This window comes from Pseudoalteromonas sp. BSi20495, assembly GCF_000241185.1.
Lineage (GTDB): Bacteria > Pseudomonadota > Gammaproteobacteria > Enterobacterales > Alteromonadaceae > Pseudoalteromonas > Pseudoalteromonas fuliginea.
The window spans coordinates 60,221-76,082 of sequence record NZ_BADY01000175.1 but is presented as its reverse complement, the minus strand read 5'-3'; the positions used below and the strand labels follow the sequence as shown (position 1 = coordinate 76,082).

At 37.3% G+C, this 15,862-nt stretch carries 14 protein-coding genes and 1 pseudogene; 10 read left to right on the top strand and 5 right to left on the bottom strand.

Annotated elements, in window-relative coordinates:
- Nucleotides 1-262: 262 nt before the first annotated feature.
- Entirely contained in the window at nucleotides 263-1,279 is a 1,017-nt protein-coding gene (yejK, locus tag P20495_RS01195) for a nucleoid-associated protein YejK (protein WP_008139198.1), read from the bottom strand.
- Nucleotides 1,280-1,341: 62 nt separating this feature from the next.
- Here yejK and P20495_RS01200 point away from each other — a divergent pair, with 62 nt between their 5' ends.
- From P20495_RS01200 to P20495_RS01230, 7 genes are all read left to right on the top strand, one after another.
- Complete coding sequence (locus P20495_RS01200) at nucleotides 1,342-1,554, top strand: DUF1414 domain-containing protein (RefSeq protein WP_007375276.1); 213 nt, start codon at nucleotides 1,342-1,344, stop codon at nucleotides 1,552-1,554.
- 5 nt (nucleotides 1,555-1,559) lie between these two features.
- Nucleotides 1,560-3,056 (top strand): DUF3413 domain-containing protein, encoded by a 1,497-nt coding sequence (locus P20495_RS01205; protein ID WP_008139197.1) that lies wholly within the window; start codon nucleotides 1,560-1,562, stop codon nucleotides 3,054-3,056.
- A gap of 102 nt (nucleotides 3,057-3,158) precedes the next feature.
- Complete coding sequence (locus P20495_RS01210; protein WP_008139196.1) at nucleotides 3,159-3,635, top strand: hypothetical protein; 477 nt, start codon at nucleotides 3,159-3,161, stop codon at nucleotides 3,633-3,635.
- Between the two features lie 112 nt (nucleotides 3,636-3,747).
- Complete coding sequence (aceK, locus tag P20495_RS01215) at nucleotides 3,748-5,466, top strand: bifunctional isocitrate dehydrogenase kinase/phosphatase (RefSeq protein WP_008139195.1); 1,719 nt, start codon at nucleotides 3,748-3,750, stop codon at nucleotides 5,464-5,466.
- Nucleotides 5,467-5,483: 17 nt separating this feature from the next.
- Nucleotides 5,484-6,422: a LysR family transcriptional regulator gene (locus tag P20495_RS01220; protein ID WP_008139194.1), complete on the top strand. Its 939-nt coding sequence runs from the start codon at nucleotides 5,484-5,486 to the stop codon at nucleotides 6,420-6,422.
- A gap of 175 nt (nucleotides 6,423-6,597) precedes the next feature.
- Nucleotides 6,598-7,041, top strand: a complete 444-nt coding sequence (locus tag P20495_RS01225; protein ID WP_007375281.1) for a PA2169 family four-helix-bundle protein — start codon at nucleotides 6,598-6,600, stop codon at nucleotides 7,039-7,041.
- Between the two features lie 241 nt (nucleotides 7,042-7,282).
- On the top strand, nucleotides 7,283-7,678 hold the full coding sequence (locus tag P20495_RS01230) for a biopolymer transporter ExbD (protein WP_007375282.1): 396 nt from the start codon (nucleotides 7,283-7,285) through the stop codon (nucleotides 7,676-7,678).
- Nucleotides 7,679-8,080: 402 nt separating this feature from the next.
- On the opposite strand, the pseudogene P20495_RS01235 reads toward P20495_RS01230, so the two are convergent.
- The 3 genes and pseudogenes from P20495_RS01235 to P20495_RS01245 all read right to left on the bottom strand — a co-directional run bounded on the left by P20495_RS01235 (nucleotide 8,081) and on the right by P20495_RS01245 (nucleotide 12,770).
- A pseudogene (locus P20495_RS01235) lies at nucleotides 8,081-11,115 on the bottom strand (TonB-dependent receptor plug domain-containing protein).
- Between the two features lie 9 nt (nucleotides 11,116-11,124).
- Nucleotides 11,125-12,201: a FecR family protein gene (locus tag P20495_RS01240; RefSeq protein ID WP_007375284.1), complete on the bottom strand. Its 1,077-nt coding sequence runs from the start codon at nucleotides 12,199-12,201 to the stop codon at nucleotides 11,125-11,127.
- Nucleotides 12,198-12,770 (bottom strand): sigma-70 family RNA polymerase sigma factor, encoded by a 573-nt coding sequence (locus P20495_RS01245; protein ID WP_008139190.1) that lies wholly within the window; start codon nucleotides 12,768-12,770, stop codon nucleotides 12,198-12,200. The genes P20495_RS01240 and P20495_RS01245 overlap by 4 nt, the downstream gene beginning before the upstream one ends.
- A gap of 118 nt (nucleotides 12,771-12,888) precedes the next feature.
- Between P20495_RS01245 and P20495_RS01250 the strand changes: the two genes are divergently transcribed.
- Entirely contained in the window at nucleotides 12,889-13,404 is a 516-nt protein-coding gene (locus tag P20495_RS01250; RefSeq protein ID WP_008139189.1) for a DUF2937 family protein, read from the top strand.
- Here the strand turns inward: P20495_RS01250 and P20495_RS01255 are convergent.
- A complete protein-coding gene (locus P20495_RS01255; protein WP_008139187.1) occupies nucleotides 13,384-14,271 on the bottom strand; it encodes a LysR family transcriptional regulator in 888 nt (295 codons plus the stop codon). The genes P20495_RS01250 and P20495_RS01255 overlap by 21 nt on opposite strands.
- A 121-nt stretch (nucleotides 14,272-14,392) precedes the next feature.
- Here P20495_RS01255 and P20495_RS01260 point away from each other — a divergent pair, with 121 nt between their 5' ends.
- The gene (locus tag P20495_RS01260; protein ID WP_008139185.1) at nucleotides 14,393-15,043 is read left to right on the top strand and encodes a peroxiredoxin-like family protein; all 651 of its coding nucleotides are present in this window, start codon (nucleotides 14,393-14,395) and stop codon (nucleotides 15,041-15,043) included.
- Nucleotides 15,043-15,810, top strand: coding sequence for a haloacid dehalogenase type II (locus P20495_RS01265; protein WP_008139184.1), 768 nt, complete (start codon nucleotides 15,043-15,045; stop codon nucleotides 15,808-15,810). The genes P20495_RS01260 and P20495_RS01265 overlap by 1 nt, the downstream gene beginning before the upstream one ends.
- Nucleotides 15,811-15,862: the final 52 nt, after the last annotated feature.

Genomic DNA, 15,862 nt, shown 5'->3' with positions numbered 1-15,862 from the left:
TCAAAGCCCGTAAAAAGTAATTTTTTCACAAAGAGGTTAAGAGACGCTGCGCTTTTAGAGGTAGTAATAAGTCTAAGTCTTGCTAACTTTAAAAAGCCCAGCTAGTAAACCATCGCTTGTGTTTTCTCATTTACTCCTCTTTCACTTCTCTATGTGAAATAAATCTTTAAGGTTTTTTTTCCGATGCAACGAATTTATATACCGATACAAAAAAGCGCGATATAAATACCGCGCTCTTAAATCAGCTTTTTACTTGTGAAATTTACTCGCTTTCACTTTCCATAAAACGTTGTAACTGATCTTTTAAGTTTGGTGGAATACCTTTAATTACAAGCGTGTCCGTTGCCTCGTTGTAAGTTACGCGCTCGCCTAAGTGTTTACGTTCAAAGCTTACACTCACACCACCACCAAGACCTGAGAACTTAACCATGCTGGTTACGGTTTTCTTATCAACAGGGAAGGTTTCTTCTAAGTCATAGCTTTGTTCTTTACAAAAACTGTCGAACGGGCTGTCATCGCCTTTAGTGAGCGTTGCTGATAGATCGCTCACACTTGCATCTTCGCCTGTAGTTACGCAATCATTACAGTAATCAAATACTTGTTTACGTAAGTCGTCTTTTTCTGATTTATCAAACTGTTGCTCTGATAAATAATCCTCTACTGCGCTAAGCATTACTTGGCTTTGCTGTTTTGAATCAATACCCTCTTCACAACCTAAAAAGTCTAAGAAAAAGTCAGCAACTTTACGTCCAGCTCGTCCTTTGATAAATGAAATATAACGGTTGTCGTCAGCTTGTGTATCCCACGCTGTTAAGTCGATGCGAGCAGCGAGTTGCATACGCGATATATCTAAATGGCGAGAAGCTGCTAAATCAAGCTCTGAAGTCATTGAATAATGTTCTTTGATGTTAATCATCGCAATTAACATGTAATCGGTAGCAACATACTGATAATGACAAAATACTAAATAACCTGTTTCACTAAAAGCATACTTATCAAGCTCTTCTTTTAAGACTGTTGAAGCTTGCTCTGTCATATGCCAAAAGCCCAACTCATCATTACGGTAACTTTGCATTGCTGATGCTACAATACTGTTTTTGTCTCCACTGAAAGCACAATAACCTTTACCAGGTTTACCGTTGTACGCATGATGTAACTGCTCAATGAACACGGCCACTTTATCGTTGATGATCATTTCATCATTTCGAAGGTGAATTTGCGTATCGTCGTCTTTTTTGTCTACATAATGAACGACTAATTTTTTAACGTCTGTTGTCATCTTTGTTTTTCACGCCTCTAGTGTTAAAATACGGGAATATAACTATTTTATTGAACCAACTGATGCCAATCTTATCAAAATACTCTAATGAAGAAGTAGAACAAATCGTCGATCAGCTTATTGATGTGCTAACTAAACATAATGCACCGGTTGATTTAAGCCTTATGTGTTTAGGAAATTCTATCACGCATATCTTAAAAGAGCATGTACCAACAGGGAAAAGACAAGCCGTAACTGAGAACTTTGCAAAAGCATTGTCACAGTCGGTTAAATAAACTCTATGAACTTATCGCAGCACAATCAGTTTTCATCAAAAGCGAGTCAGTTATTAAGCTGGGGGCATTGGTTCACCTTTGCCAACATCGGCTTAGCGCTATTTATTAGCTTAAGCTATTTATTTGCCGATTCGCCACCAACTAGCTTTATGGGCATAACTTATATGCTAGTGACATGGCTTAGCCACACTAGTTTTATTGCCTTTTTAGCATTTGTGCTGACGGTATTTCCGCTTAGTTTGATTTTCCCCTATCCTAGGCACATTCGTGGAATGGCTGCTGTAATTGCTACGTTTGGCGCATCACTGCTTACTCTTGATGCTTATGTGTATGTTAATTTGGGCTATCATTTAAGCACTTCCGCTTTGCCTGAAATCATCTCACTACTGTGGCATCGATTAACAAGTTCGCCTGCTTTAACAACTCTTTTTGCCGGCGGTATTGTTCTGCTAATCTTAGGTTTTCAACTCGTTGCCAGTAATCTTACATGGCGGCATTTAGCGCGTCTAAAACAGTTTAAATTTGCACGTTACGCAAGCTCATTTTTAGTTATATGTTTTGCGCTTAGCCACAGCATTCATATTTGGGCAGATGCTAACTTAAAATTTGATGTAACAAAGCAAGATAATGTTTTACCACTTTCATACCCTACAACAGCTAAAAGTTTGTTAGCTAAAAATGATTTACTAGATATCGAAACATATAAACAAGCTCATAGCGTTAAAATTAATAACCAAAATATTAACTACCAAATACCAACTCCTCTTGAGAAATGTGAAGATTACACTCAGGCTAATATCGACATTTTTGTTTTTGAAACCGACCAACAATTAGCCGACTTTATTTCAGAAAATAAAGGTCTACATAAAACAGAGCAGTTTTTACAGCCAACTAATCATAGCGACATGCTATTTAGTTTGGTATACGGTTTACCTGCCTTTTATAAAGTTGCGATAATTGAAGAGCACACTCTTCCCGCATGGCAGAGCCAACGTCGCAGTATTGAAGTAAGTGGTATTAACGAGCTGAGCTTTATTAATGACCAAGCTCACACTAACAGTGCGATTAGAGTTATTAGCGGTTCAAAAGTTGTATCCCCACGCGATAACGCAACGCAAATCTTTGCTTTTAGCTTAGTAAATGATACTCAAGAAGTGGTAAGTACATCAACCTTATACAGCTCAGATAAAAGAATCTCAAAGGTTGAAGGCTTAATTCAACCAAGTGATTTAATTGCGACTAGTGTCGGTCAGTACTTAAATTGTAAAGCGATTGCCAAACAAACAATGTTAGGTGTTAACCTATACAAGAAAAAAGACAATATGGGTGTTAATTACTCCCAAGGTGTAGTCATAGCATACAAAAAAGATAGGATCACATTAATAGACTCAGATGGGAATTTTAAAAACATCTCTGCCGCTGAAGGGTTCTCTATTGAGCAAGGTTTAGATATTCCATTTTTAGTACAAAGCATTAAGAAGTTAAAAACATTCACTCAATAACTGTAATCCTGACCTAGCTTGCTATAACGTCAAGCTAGGTTATAGTTTTTATTTTGGAACTGCGTTTTTAGCAACGCAAAATAAATTCATGGATGCCCTGCTATGATTAAACTTGTTAGTTACTTATTTTATTCACTTTGCATCTTTATCTGCTTTTATAATAACGCCACGACTTACTACAAATGCGTGACAGAAAAAGAGACTGTTTTTTCTCAGTTTCCTTGCGATCATCGCGCAACTACACACAAAGTAAATACCACAAACATACTGCAAAATGGCCCTGAAGTTGATTATAGAAAACAACTAAACGATCTTGAGCGAGAAAGGCTTTTGGCTGGGTTACAAGCTGAACTTCGCAGTAACAACCATAAATTAACGATACTCGATCGTGAAAAAGAGCGAGCTGAATACAAGCAACAACAGCGCCTTAACCATATTTTAGCCGACGATGAGAAAAATAGAATAACTAAAGATATTACCAAGAACATTAAACGAATTAATAAAGAATATAAAAAAGAAGTATCTGCTATTGCTAAAAAAATTAAAGAACTAGAAAAAAAAATATTAATATACAAATAAAACGCTCATAAAGCATTATGAGCGTGTTCGTAATTTAGCTTGGTTTTAAACTTAAAATAACATACCCTTAACACAATAGAGTATAAACTCTAACGTATACTAAGGAATGCTTATGCAGCCACATCGTATTGCTGAACTAATTTTAACTGGCTTTAAAAAGCACTATAAGCTATTTCAAAAAACCACGGCAAAAGCCCCTCTCGCTTTTGCTAATAAAGATTGGCAAGCAATTAACGATATAAGCCGCTTACGTATTAGCTATTATGATGATCGTGTTAACGAAACGACACAATTTTTAAAAATAGAACATCCTACAGATACCCTTGATGAGTCTCTTTGGCTTGCAGTAAAAAAAATATATCAACACTTTTTATGCTTTCATCCACAAGCAGAGCTTGCCGAAACATTTTATAACTCTGTATTTTGCCGTCTTTACCATAGACGTTACTTTCATAATGACTTTATATTTGTACAAGCCACATTAAAAGACGCGCCATCTGTACCGGTTGAATCCGAGTATAGAAGTTACTTTCCGGTAGTTGATGGTTTAAAGCCTACGATAAAACGTATTATCAATCACTTTGATTTTAAAGCCCCATTTGTAGATTTAGAACGAGATATACGCTTGCTTGTTAAAGCATTTTACAAACAAGCCCCCGATACTCACCACCAACCTTGGCAAATGCGCTTTGATATATTACATACTGCATTTTATCGTAACAAAGCGGCGTATATTGTTGGCCGTGTAGTTTCTCAAAGCGGTGTGCAACCTTTTATTATTGCAGTACTACATCATAAAGATAAAGGCTTATACTTAGACGCCTTGCTCACTAAATCATCACAAATGCGTGTTATTTTTGGCTTTGCGCGTGCTTATTTTATGGTGGAAACTCATGCACCTTCAGCGTTGGTAAGGTTTTTAAATCAGCTAATGCCAAACAAAACAATTGCAGAGCTATACAACGCGATCGGTTTTCATAAACAAGGCAAAACTGAATTTTACCGCGAGTTTTTAAGTCATTTAACGCATTCAAGTGATGAGTTTACAATTGCACCTGGTACACCGGGCATGGTGATGATGGTATTTACCCTCCCCTCTTTTGGTTATGTATTTAAAGTCATTAAAGATAAGTTTGGTGAAAGCAAACCATTTGGTCGCAACACCGTTTTAAAGCGCTATCAGCTCGTAAAGAGTCACGATCGCGTTGGGCGTATGGCTGACACTATAGAGTATTCTAATGTCGTATTTCCTTTGGCTCGTTTTGATAGTAATTTGCTTGAGCAATTACATAAAACAATTGGCTCCTCTATGATAATTGAAGGCGATTGGTTGATTATAAAACACCTTTACATTGAACGGCGCATGACACCACTAAATCTGTTTTTAGAAAACGCTGATGACGAAAGTGCAGCAGATGCAATAGAGGAGTACGGCCAAGCACTTAAAGAAATGATTGCCGTTAATATATTTCCTGGTGATATGCTATTAAAAAACTTTGGGGTAAGTAAGCATAAACGTATTATTTTTTATGATTACGACGAAGTACAATACCTTACAGATATGAACTTTAGAGAATTACCTAAAGCTAAAAATTACGATGACTATTTAATGAGTGAACAAAGTTACTCTGTCGCTCCACAAGATGTTTTCCCGGAGCAGTTATGTACTTTTGTTACACCTAACCCAACTTATAAACAGTTTTTATTAAGTACACATCCCGAATTAGTTGATGTTAGTTTTTGGAAGCAAGCACAGCAAAACATAAAAAATGGGCATGTGAGTCATATTTACCCATACCCGACAGCACAGCGCTTTATTCACCATTGGTAGGCGCTAAAGGACACACAATGAATATAAGTAAAATAGATTTAAATTTACTGGTTTACCTCGACACACTACTACGAGAATGCAACGTAACACGCGCTGCAAACCAGTTGAGTATTACACAACCTGCAATGAGTAATGGCCTTAAACGTCTTCGTAACCTATTTAACGATCCTATTTTAGTTCGTACCAGCGATGGTATGGTCCCAACTGAGCGTGCTTTGGAGTTACAACCTGTTATACGTGGCATATTAATGACTCTCGAAGAAACTCTAGCACCTAATCGAGAATTTGAGGCACGCCAAAGTAAACGTGTGTTTAGGATTATGGCCAGCGATTACGCTGCAAGTACCCTAGCGCCTAAACTGCTTAGTAAATTACATGACGAGGCACCCGACACCACATTAGATATACTTACCCCAAGTGATGTGACTTTTCATGATGTAGAAAATGGTAAAGTTGATATGGCTATCAATCGTTTTGAAAACTTACCACAATCTTTTCATCATAAGCGTATTTGGAAAGACAGTTTTTGCTGTTTAGTAAAAGCCGATAATCCAATAATTGAAAGCTTTAGCCTTGATAGCTATTTAAAAGCACGCCATATTTGGGTAAGTAAAACAGGTTTTGGTGTTGGTGTAGGAATGGATCCAAAAGACGTGCAAAAGCTAGGGTGGGTTGACGAAGCCCTCGCTCACTTTGGTAAACACCGTAATATCGCTACATTTACGCGTAATTACCATGTAGCGATTCATTTAGCAAAAGAGAAAAACCTTATTGCCACTCTACCATCTAAAGCCGCTAATATTTATGTCGACGATCCAGGACTTAAAATACTAGAACCTCCTTTTCCTATTCCTCCTTTTGAACTTGATATGATTTGGAGTCCACTGCTACACCGAGATGCGAGTCATATTTGGTTGCGCCAAAAAGTAGCTGAAGTTGCCGAGGAACTAAAGTAGCTTTATTACACAATACTTTGTAAAAATTGCTAGGCTAATAGAAAAAATTAACCTAGTAATTTAAAAATAAATAACAAAGCAATTAATATCAAATACTTATACATGAAAGGCATTATGGAATGACCTTTGCTTTTATTAGATTGAAGTTTATATTCATTTAATTAAAGAGGTCATTATGAACACCCATCAAGGATCAGAAGTAAATCATATTACAGACATCATTCAAGTAATGAACAGTGGCATCGACTTTTATGAAAAAGCCCTAGAAAAAATTGAAGACCCTGCAATTGGCGCTCTTTTTCAGCGCATGATCGATGCACGTAAAGTGAGTGTTGAGCGCTTGCAGCCCTATGCTATTAATGAAAAAGGTGAACGCGAAGATGGTTCTTCGTTCGCTATTGAAGCACGCCGTGCATACACTGGACTGCTTACAACATTTAGCTCACACAACGATAGCACCTATGTGAAGGAGCTAGAGGAAGTTGAGGATAAAACCCTTGAAGAAATTAAAGCCGCGATGGATAAACCACAACCTGCTGACTGTGAAGCTGCTTTGGCTAAAACACTACTAACAATGCAGAGTTGCCATGCAGAAATGAGTCGCATGAAAAACCATTAAACTTGATTTTGACGCCAAGCACCCAGCCATAGCGCTGGGTTTTTTATTGTCTTAAAGTATTCATTTATTTTATCTTACATATAACGACATAATTTATACAAATATTTAATATTATTAGAATATTTAATATTATTAGAATATTTAATTAACTATATTTTATTTTAGCTGTGCTAGTTTTATTAATAGGATCCTGAAACCTTGCTGTGGCGCCGTAGCTTTAAATTATAAATAAGGTCCCAATATGAAAAAAAAACTAGCTCAACTGCAAAATAATGCTGATGTAGATATGACTCCAATGTTAGACATTGTATTTATACTACTCATTTTCTTTATTGTTACTACTTCATTTGTTAAACCTGTGGCCATTGAGTTAAATCGTCCGCTCGATAGCCCTCAAATAGATAAACCGGTTAAAAATGCTTTATTTAGTATAGATGAAAGTAATGGGGTTTATTTCTCAGGTAGGTTGATTGACTTAGAGCAAGTGTCGACTAACCTAGCAATGTTTGCTGCAAAATATGAAATAAGTTCAGTATTGATAAAAGCTGACGAAAACAGTAATCACAACACTCTAATGAACGTGATGAATAATATTAAAGAGTATGAAAACTACTCCATTTCTTTAATCTCGAAATAATACTAAGCGGCTTAAATGTGGTCTATTTAACGATAAGAAAATCGTGTCGATAACCAGGTAAAAATTTCGTTGTTTAGTTGTTCCATATCAGAAATTTTTAACACAGTTAGGGACAGGTTTAAGCCCTCAAATTGATCAAGTATTGTTGCGGATGGGTATTATACCAATCTGCTTATATATGGGGTCTATTTAACGTTAAGAAAATTACGCTAGAACTAGGCAAAAATTTTTGTATTTAGTTGTTCTAAATAAAAAATTTTTAACGACGTTATAGTGCAATTTAATTCGTTAAATTGATCAAAGATTTATGCAGGTTGGTATTAGATATAGGATAACTCTTTAAAGTAACAAAAAAGGGCCTTGCGGCCCTTCAACTTTAAATAACAATAGGAGAGTTATTTATTAAAAACGATATTCTGCGCCTATGTAGTAATAAGCACCATTAAAACCAAATGGAGCCGAACGGCGAGAGTATTCAAATACACCGGAGCTGCTTACTACAGTGTTACCGTTAGCATCAACGATTGTGCCTGAACGTGAGTTACCAATTTTGTTTTTGTCTGGGTAAACGTCGAACAGGTTATTAGCACCAATATTCACAGATAAATCTTCTGTTACGAAGTAATTAACTTTAACATCCGTTAATATTTCTGCCGAATAAGTTTGGCTATCACCATCCTCTACGGTGTATTCACCAAAACGATTCAGTGATAAATTAACCGTCCAGTCATCACGTTGATAAAGCGCGCTTAAATTAATGCGATCCTCTGGTTGCCACTCTTCGATGATTGAAATCTCTTGTTCCGAGAATACATCTTCAACCGGCACAGTTTCTAAACCAGAACCTGATGGCGTAAATAACGATACAACATCAGTTTCAGTAAAGTTAGCCGCAAGTGTAAAATCAAGCGTACCGCCTAAGCCTTCTGTATTCCATGTTGCAACAAAATCGATACCACGAGTTTCTGTATCTGCACCATTTAAGAAAAACTGACCAGCGCCTGCACCTGAGCTAACTAAGGCCGCATCTAAGCTTGAAGAAAGCCCTTTACCCAAACGGTTACTAATAACAATCCGGTCGTCAATATCAATTGAGTAGTAATCAACTGTTAAGTTGATGTTATCTGTCACGTTGTAAACGATACCTAAACTACGGTTTTGAGATTTCTCTTCTTTGAGTTTTGGAATACCTAAACTTTGTGCAAGTGTTGAGTCATTTCTAAATGTCCCTACTTCCTCAGCAACTAATGTACCATTAGGGCCTGTCACGAACTGCGTACTAATATTGTTAAAGTATAGTTGTTGCATAGATGGCGCTCTAAAGCCTGAACTTAATGCACCACGTAATGAAATATCATCTGTAACCGACCAGTTACCCGCTAGTTTAAAGTTAACAGTATCACCAAAACCTTTGTAGTTATCGTAGCGAAGTGCGCCAGATATAATAACATCTTCAATAAAGTAGGCTTCTGCATCCATATAAAATGAAATAACATCGCGTGACTCGTCAACCGACGATGCTGGAGATGAACCACCAAAACCTTGTGTGCCACCAGATGCATCTTCACTGCCTACACCACCACTTAAACCATCGTAAATACTTACGCCATTGTTTGTATCATAATCTCGGTATGCATATTCATTACCTTCTAGGATACGGTATTCGTCAGTACGAATCTCAGCACCCATTGCTAAAGAATAATCATCAAAGTTTTGTGTGAAATCAAGATTGATTGTTTGTAGTGAGAGCTCCATGCCATAAGCGTATGCTTCACGTGGAATAGTTGTACGGATATCAGCTGCACTTAAGCCTTGGTCGTAACGTAAAAAATTAGCGTATGAAGCATTAATTGTGTCACTTGTCGTGTAATCAATGCTGTTTTCACCGTAAGTGTAGGATAAATCTAAGCTAGCATCGTTATCAAATTGTGTCTTATAACCAAAGTTATATGAAATATCATCGATCGTTGTGTTGATTTTTGGTAAGAAACCTAGCGGAATCGTCGCATCATTATCTTGTAGTACTGGATTGCCACCCGCATTTGCATTGTGACGGAAAAATGCAGCTGATTCGTTATCACGCGTTGAATAAGTAATAAAGCCATAAAGCTCGCCATCGCCTAACTCATAACCTGTATTAATTGTTAAACCAAACTGTTGAGAGTCGGCATCACCAATTCTAAATGTATCTCTGTCTGCGGTCACTTCTCGTGGATCGCCAGCCAGTAAAGTACCGTCACTTAATTCTGTACAACCGTAAAATTGGCATGAACCATGTAAACCAGCACGGTTAGTAGGTGAACGGTCGCGATAGTTAATTGTTGCATTTAAATAACCGTCATCGCCTAGTGCAAAACCTTTGTTAAAATCGACGTTAACTGTTTCGCCATCACCTTCTGAATATTGACCATAATTGATAGCCGCTTTACCGCCTTCACTACCATCTTTAAGTACAATATTAATTACACCGGCAATTGCATCAGAACCATACTGAGCCGCAGCGCCATCACGCAGAACTTCAATACGTTTAATAGCTGACGCAGGTATTGCATTCATGTCAGTACCCGCAGTACCACGTCCTACTGATGTATTAATATGAATAATACTTGCTTGGTGGCGACGTTTACCATTGATCAACACTAACGTTTGATCTGGACCTAAACCACGCAGTGTGGCAGGTCTTAATGCATCGGTACCATCACTAATCGACGAGCTTGAAAAGTTAAATGAAGGGGCAATAGACTGTAACATACGGCCAACTTCTGTTTGGCCCGTATTTTCAAGCGCTTCTGCACTTAGAATATCTACTGGAACGGGTAAATCTTCAACTGAACGTCCCGCTACACGGCTACCGACAATAGCAATTTTTTCAATTTTTTCTTGAGCAACTTCTTCTGCTGCATTCACACCTTGCGAATTTGCCGCAAGTAACGCTGGTAATATAGCTGCACTGACCGCTGAAAGCTTCATCATGTTGTTATCATTCCTGTTGATTTGTTTGAGTTTTATACTCAGTAATCCATTTTGATCAACAACCGCATCGAGCTCAGTTCCACCTAGTAATGCCTGTAAAGCATCAAGTTGGGTATAAAATCCATATACCGAATTTGCATCATACTGCTTAGCTAACTCATAAGAAAACACTACAGTTTGCTCTGTTTGCTTAGCAAATTCAATTAAGGCTTTGTCTGCTCGCTGCGCTTTTATATCAAATTGCACCATTTGCCCAGTGGTTTGCGTCGCGGCTTGTACACTGATGCTAAAAATAGCGGGAACAAGCACACTTAAACCACCCAATAAATACGTATGGTTACTGCGCAACTTATATAAACAGCTGACAAACAAAAATCCTCTATGGTTTTGTTTCTTTTTTTAATCTTTTTTTTACGTGATATCTTTATAGGTGCAACTTTATCTAACATTAGCTTGATTTGCATAGCTGCTACTTATGATTCTGTATGGCGTTTAAGACTAACTACATGCTCGCCTAAGCGTTCATGATCAATCGAAAAATTAGTTTGTAAGCTCTCAAGTAAGCCAGCTACATCGCCGGCTTTAAATACACCAGCCACTTTAATACTAGCAAGTTCAGCTGACGACAATTCAAAACGCGTTGCGGTATAACGGCTTACTTCATTTAAAGCATCGCTTAATTGTTCACCATTGAAAATTAACATACCATTTTGCCATGCTAAATCGCGCTGAACATCGCCCGCAGAAAGTTGCGTTATCGGCTTTGTTATACTTTGCTCAATAATCGCTTTCTCGCCCGAAGTAACAATATTTGCATTAATTTTGCGAATTTTTTGCGTACTATTATCAGCAAGTTGATATGCTTTAAAATCATTAGCATCTACAGCAACACTTGGGTCGGTAATCATCACTTTACCTTCGGTAACCACAAGTTCTAAATCTGATGAAGTATTGCGTTGCACATTAAATACCGTGCCTAACGCGGTAAAGCTTTTATCACCAGCCATAACACTGAACGGACGCGTCGTATCTTTAGCCACATTAAATCGCCCTTCTCCACGACTGAGTAATAGCTGCCTGCGCCCTTTGCTGTAAGCAACTTCAAGTAAACTATTGGTATTTAACTGAACAATCGTTCCATCGGGTAAAACATAAGTAGCTTGCTCACCTACTTTCGTTTTATAAATTTTAGTATAATTAACTTTAGCAAGTTCTTGGTTATAACCATTTTCTAAATTGATCAGTAAATAGCTACACACCATTAATGCTGCAAATAAACTGGCTGCAATCGAGTAAGAAAACATCCATCTATTTTTAGACTGTTTGCTACTACGGTGCGGGAATAAATGACTTAATTCGTTTAAAACAGATATTTCATCCCAAAGCTGAGCAAGTTCATATACAGCATCTTGATGAGCAGTGCTTTGCATCATCCACAATTTAAATTGCTCTTTTTCGTCAGCACTTAAGCCGCGATCTATTGCACTTATCCAATTACAGGCTTTTTCGAGAATTAAATCTTTTGAGGTAAATTGATGTACGTTGCTCATTTTGAAACCCTCTCTAGGGGTAACGATTGCACTGACATAATACTTGCATCAGGAAGTTCGTGGGTTTTGTCATGCTCTCGCATATACAACATAGTCTGTAGTAATCCTTTGGCAATGTGCTTTTCAACCGTACTTTGACTTAATTGCATCTCGCTCGCTATCTCTTTTTGGCTCATGCCGTATACTTTTTTTAATATAAAACATTTACGAATTGATACACTTAATTGCTCTGTGGCTTTACAAAAAAGTAAAAAGCGCTCTTTAGATGTGTATTCATCTTCTAGCTGCATTGATTTAAGTAATACAGGCAACTCACTGTCTTGCTCAAGGGATTCGTTAAATTTATTATCCCATTTAGCAATATGATTAAGTGCTAAATGCTTTGCTGTTTTAAGCATATAACTGCGAGTAAATTGAATATCTTGCTTTAAGTCAGCTTCATAGCTTTTTACAAATGTTTCTTGCACAATGTCTTCTACGTCATCGGGCTGAACTATTCGAGAGACAAAGCGCTTAAGTTGACTTGAAATATCAACAAATGTTGACGTAAACGTTATTTTTTTCGTCATCCTTAACTAGCACCTGTTGTTATTTTTAGTACCTTTAGATTACGAGTTTTGAGCATAAAAACAAGCAAAATGTTAACTTTGGGTTATTTATATGTATTGTTTTTAAAAAGGAAAGTTTATGAGTAAACTTTTAGACTATATACGATTAAGTTTTTTTGCGTGTGGTTTACTTTTAGGTGTGCAAATTCCTGCATTTGTGAGTGATTTTGGGCAATCACTATCAGCCCAATTAATTGAAGCTAATAATGCCGTTGCGCCTTTTAAAAGCGACGCAACTAAGTATTTCAATAATGATTTAAATAAGCTAATAAAACACTATCAAAATATTGATGATGAAATTGTGAACAAAGGGGCAAGTAATATCAGTACTCTTTACGAACGACAGCAAGATTTACAGATAGCCGTAAATAGGTTTGAGAAATCTCCGTATATATTTACTATGATCAGTGGCATGAGCGATATAAAGCAACAAGTATGGCAACGCTTTGAAGGTCAAATCATTTTAAAAAAAGACTCTATTATAGCCGCCATTGTTGCAGCCATAATAGTAGCCTTGCTTGCAGAGCTTACTGGTTATTTGTTTTTAACTGGAGTAAAACGCTCATTTAAACGCTTATTCGCAGCTCAAAAATAGTGATTTCATAAAATCATAAAATACATCGGTTTTACGGGTTGTTAAACTATTTTGCGGACGTAAAAACCAAACCGGTGCATCATCTTGTGCCATTACACCTGGCATTACTTCAACCAAAATACCGTTTTTAAGATCTTCATTAATCGCTATTTTTGACTTAATAGCGATACCATGACCTGCAATAGCAGCTTGTGTCATATTATCGGAGTTTGAAATAGTAAAACGTGTTTTAGCATTAAAGGTATGGATTTTTTTGTGTTCGTCAAAAAGCTTTAACTGGCGTTGCCACGGCAGGCAAACCCAATAATGTTCACTCAATTGCGTTAAATTTTCAGGCATGCCGTACTTTTCTATATAGCTAGGGGCTGCACACAGTATGCGACTATTGTTTACGATTTTACGAGAAAGTAATCCTGAGTCATTTAATTTTCCCACCCTAATTGCAACATCTTGAGCGTCATCAACCACATTTACAAAATGATCCGTTATTAAAAAATCAAGCTTTAGTTCAGGGTAAGCTTGCTCAAACTCATTGAGTTTAGGCATTACGTATTTTGAAAAAACCCATGGGGGCATTGTCACTCTTAGTAAGCCACTTACCGATGAGCTACGCGCACCAATACTATGCTCAGCATCGCGTAAAGCTTCTATTATGGCGCCAACTCGGGTGTAAAATATTTCTCCAGCGGGAGATAACCGTACTCGTCTGCTATCTCTAAAAACAAGCACTGTAGCAAGCTCTCGTTCTAGTTTACTTAAGCGATGGCTCACTGTTGCAGGCGATAAACGCTGCTCGCGGGCAGCAGCAAGTACTCCCTTATTTTCAACTACAGCTATAAATGTTTCTAGGTCGCTCAAATTATACACAAACTTGCCAATCTCTATTTTCAATGTTTAACATTTTCGAATGAAGCTTTTAGTTTTGCAATGTTTATTTAAATAACTGGAACACTATAATTGTAGATAGTTTAATTATTGAGGTTCAATCATGAGTTTAAAAGCGCAAATAGATGCCTATAACGTACAAAAAGAGGCCAAGTTACCAGCTGACGTTTTAGCATTAATGAACACTACAAACGAAGCGCTTATTGCACAGCATATTAAAGACAATGCGTTGCAAATTGATCAAAAAGTAGAAAATTTTAGCCTAGCCAATCATAAAGGCGAAAACGTTGAGCTTGCGGATTTATTAAAAAAAGGCCCAGTAATTATTAGCTTTTATCGTGGTGGCTGGTGCCCATATTGTAATTTAGAGCTAAAAGCACTTAACGACTACTTACCACAATTTAAAACTCAAAGTGCTCAGTTAGTCGCAATATCACCACAACTACCTGATGAGACTCTCTCAACTGCACAAAAAAACAACCTTGAATTTGACGTGCTTTGCGATGTGAGCAATAAAGTAGCTGAGCAATTTGGTTTATTATTTACACTTGATGAGCGTATCCAAGCGTTATATACACAATTTGGTATTGATTTTGAACACTACTACGGCGATAAAAGCTTTAAATTGCCGCTACCGGCTACCTATGTAATAAACCAAGAAGGTGTTATTACATACGCATTTTTAAGCGAAGATTACACCCTACGCGCAGAACCTATTGATGTTATGGCAGCACTTGAATCGGAGAATAATTAATGTCTATTTTAAAATCGTTAAAAACACTCACTCTTTCACTACTTGTGGGCACAAGCCTTGTATCTGGTTACGCCGTAGCTGATGAACCAAAAGAACAAGCAAAACCTAAAGTGCTTATTTTTGATGTAAACGAAACCCTACTTGATTTAACGTCAATGCGCACCTCTATTGGTAAAGCATTAGGCGGACGTGAAGATTTATTACCACTGTGGTTTTCAACTATGCTGCACCATTCATTAGTAGATACAGTAAGCGGTAGTTATCATGACTTTGGGCAAATTGGGGTGGCGTCACTCCTCATGGTCACTCAAAACAACAATATTGATATTACTAGTGAACAAGCTAAAACAGCTATTGTTACACCTCTTTTAACGCTTCCTCCACACAGCGATGTTAAAGAAGGACTGGCGAAACTCAAAGCACAGGGCTATAAATTAGTGAGCCTTACAAATTCTTCAAACAAAGGTGTAAAGGCACAGTTTGAAAGCGCTGGTTTAATATCTTACTTTGATGCACGTTACAGCATTGAAGATATTAAAATTTACAAACCAGACTTACGTGCGTATGAGTGGGTACTTAAAAAGTTAAATGTAGCTCCAAATGAAGCAATGATGGTAGCAGCCCATGGCTGGGATGTTGCTGGTGCTAAAGAAGCGGGTTTACAAACCACATTTATAGCACGCCCAGGTAAAGCACTTTATCCATTAGCTAAAAAACCAGATCACGTTGTGAAAGATTTACATGAATTAGCCGCTCTACTTAAATAAGTATGCGCTGATGAATCAATACCCAAGCGGCCAATGTTAGGATGACATTGGC

Bases quoted from the DNA above. Each gene is read 5' to 3' on its own strand.
- yejK (WP_008139198.1), bottom strand. From the start codon at position 1,279: ATGACAACAGACGTTAAAAAATTAGTCGTTCATTATGTAGACAAAAAA.
- P20495_RS01200 (WP_007375276.1), top strand. From the start codon at position 1,342: ATGCCAATCTTATCAAAATACTCTAATGAAGAAGTAGAACAAATCGTC.
- P20495_RS01205 (WP_008139197.1), top strand. From the start codon at position 1,560: ATGAACTTATCGCAGCACAATCAGTTTTCATCAAAAGCGAGTCAGTTA.
- P20495_RS01210 (WP_008139196.1), top strand. From the start codon at position 3,159: ATGATTAAACTTGTTAGTTACTTATTTTATTCACTTTGCATCTTTATC.
- aceK (WP_008139195.1), top strand. From the start codon at position 3,748: ATGCAGCCACATCGTATTGCTGAACTAATTTTAACTGGCTTTAAAAAG.
- P20495_RS01220 (WP_008139194.1), top strand. From the start codon at position 5,484: ATGAATATAAGTAAAATAGATTTAAATTTACTGGTTTACCTCGACACA.
- P20495_RS01225 (WP_007375281.1), top strand. From the start codon at position 6,598: ATGAACACCCATCAAGGATCAGAAGTAAATCATATTACAGACATCATT.
- P20495_RS01230 (WP_007375282.1), top strand. From the start codon at position 7,283: ATGAAAAAAAAACTAGCTCAACTGCAAAATAATGCTGATGTAGATATG.
- P20495_RS01240 (WP_007375284.1), bottom strand. From the start codon at position 12,201: ATGAGCAACGTACATCAATTTACCTCAAAAGATTTAATTCTCGAAAAA.
- P20495_RS01245 (WP_008139190.1), bottom strand. From the start codon at position 12,770: ATGACGAAAAAAATAACGTTTACGTCAACATTTGTTGATATTTCAAGT.
- P20495_RS01250 (WP_008139189.1), top strand. From the start codon at position 12,889: ATGAGTAAACTTTTAGACTATATACGATTAAGTTTTTTTGCGTGTGGT.
- P20495_RS01260 (WP_008139185.1), top strand. From the start codon at position 14,393: ATGAGTTTAAAAGCGCAAATAGATGCCTATAACGTACAAAAAGAGGCC.
- P20495_RS01265 (WP_008139184.1), top strand. From the start codon at position 15,043: ATGTCTATTTTAAAATCGTTAAAAACACTCACTCTTTCACTACTTGTG.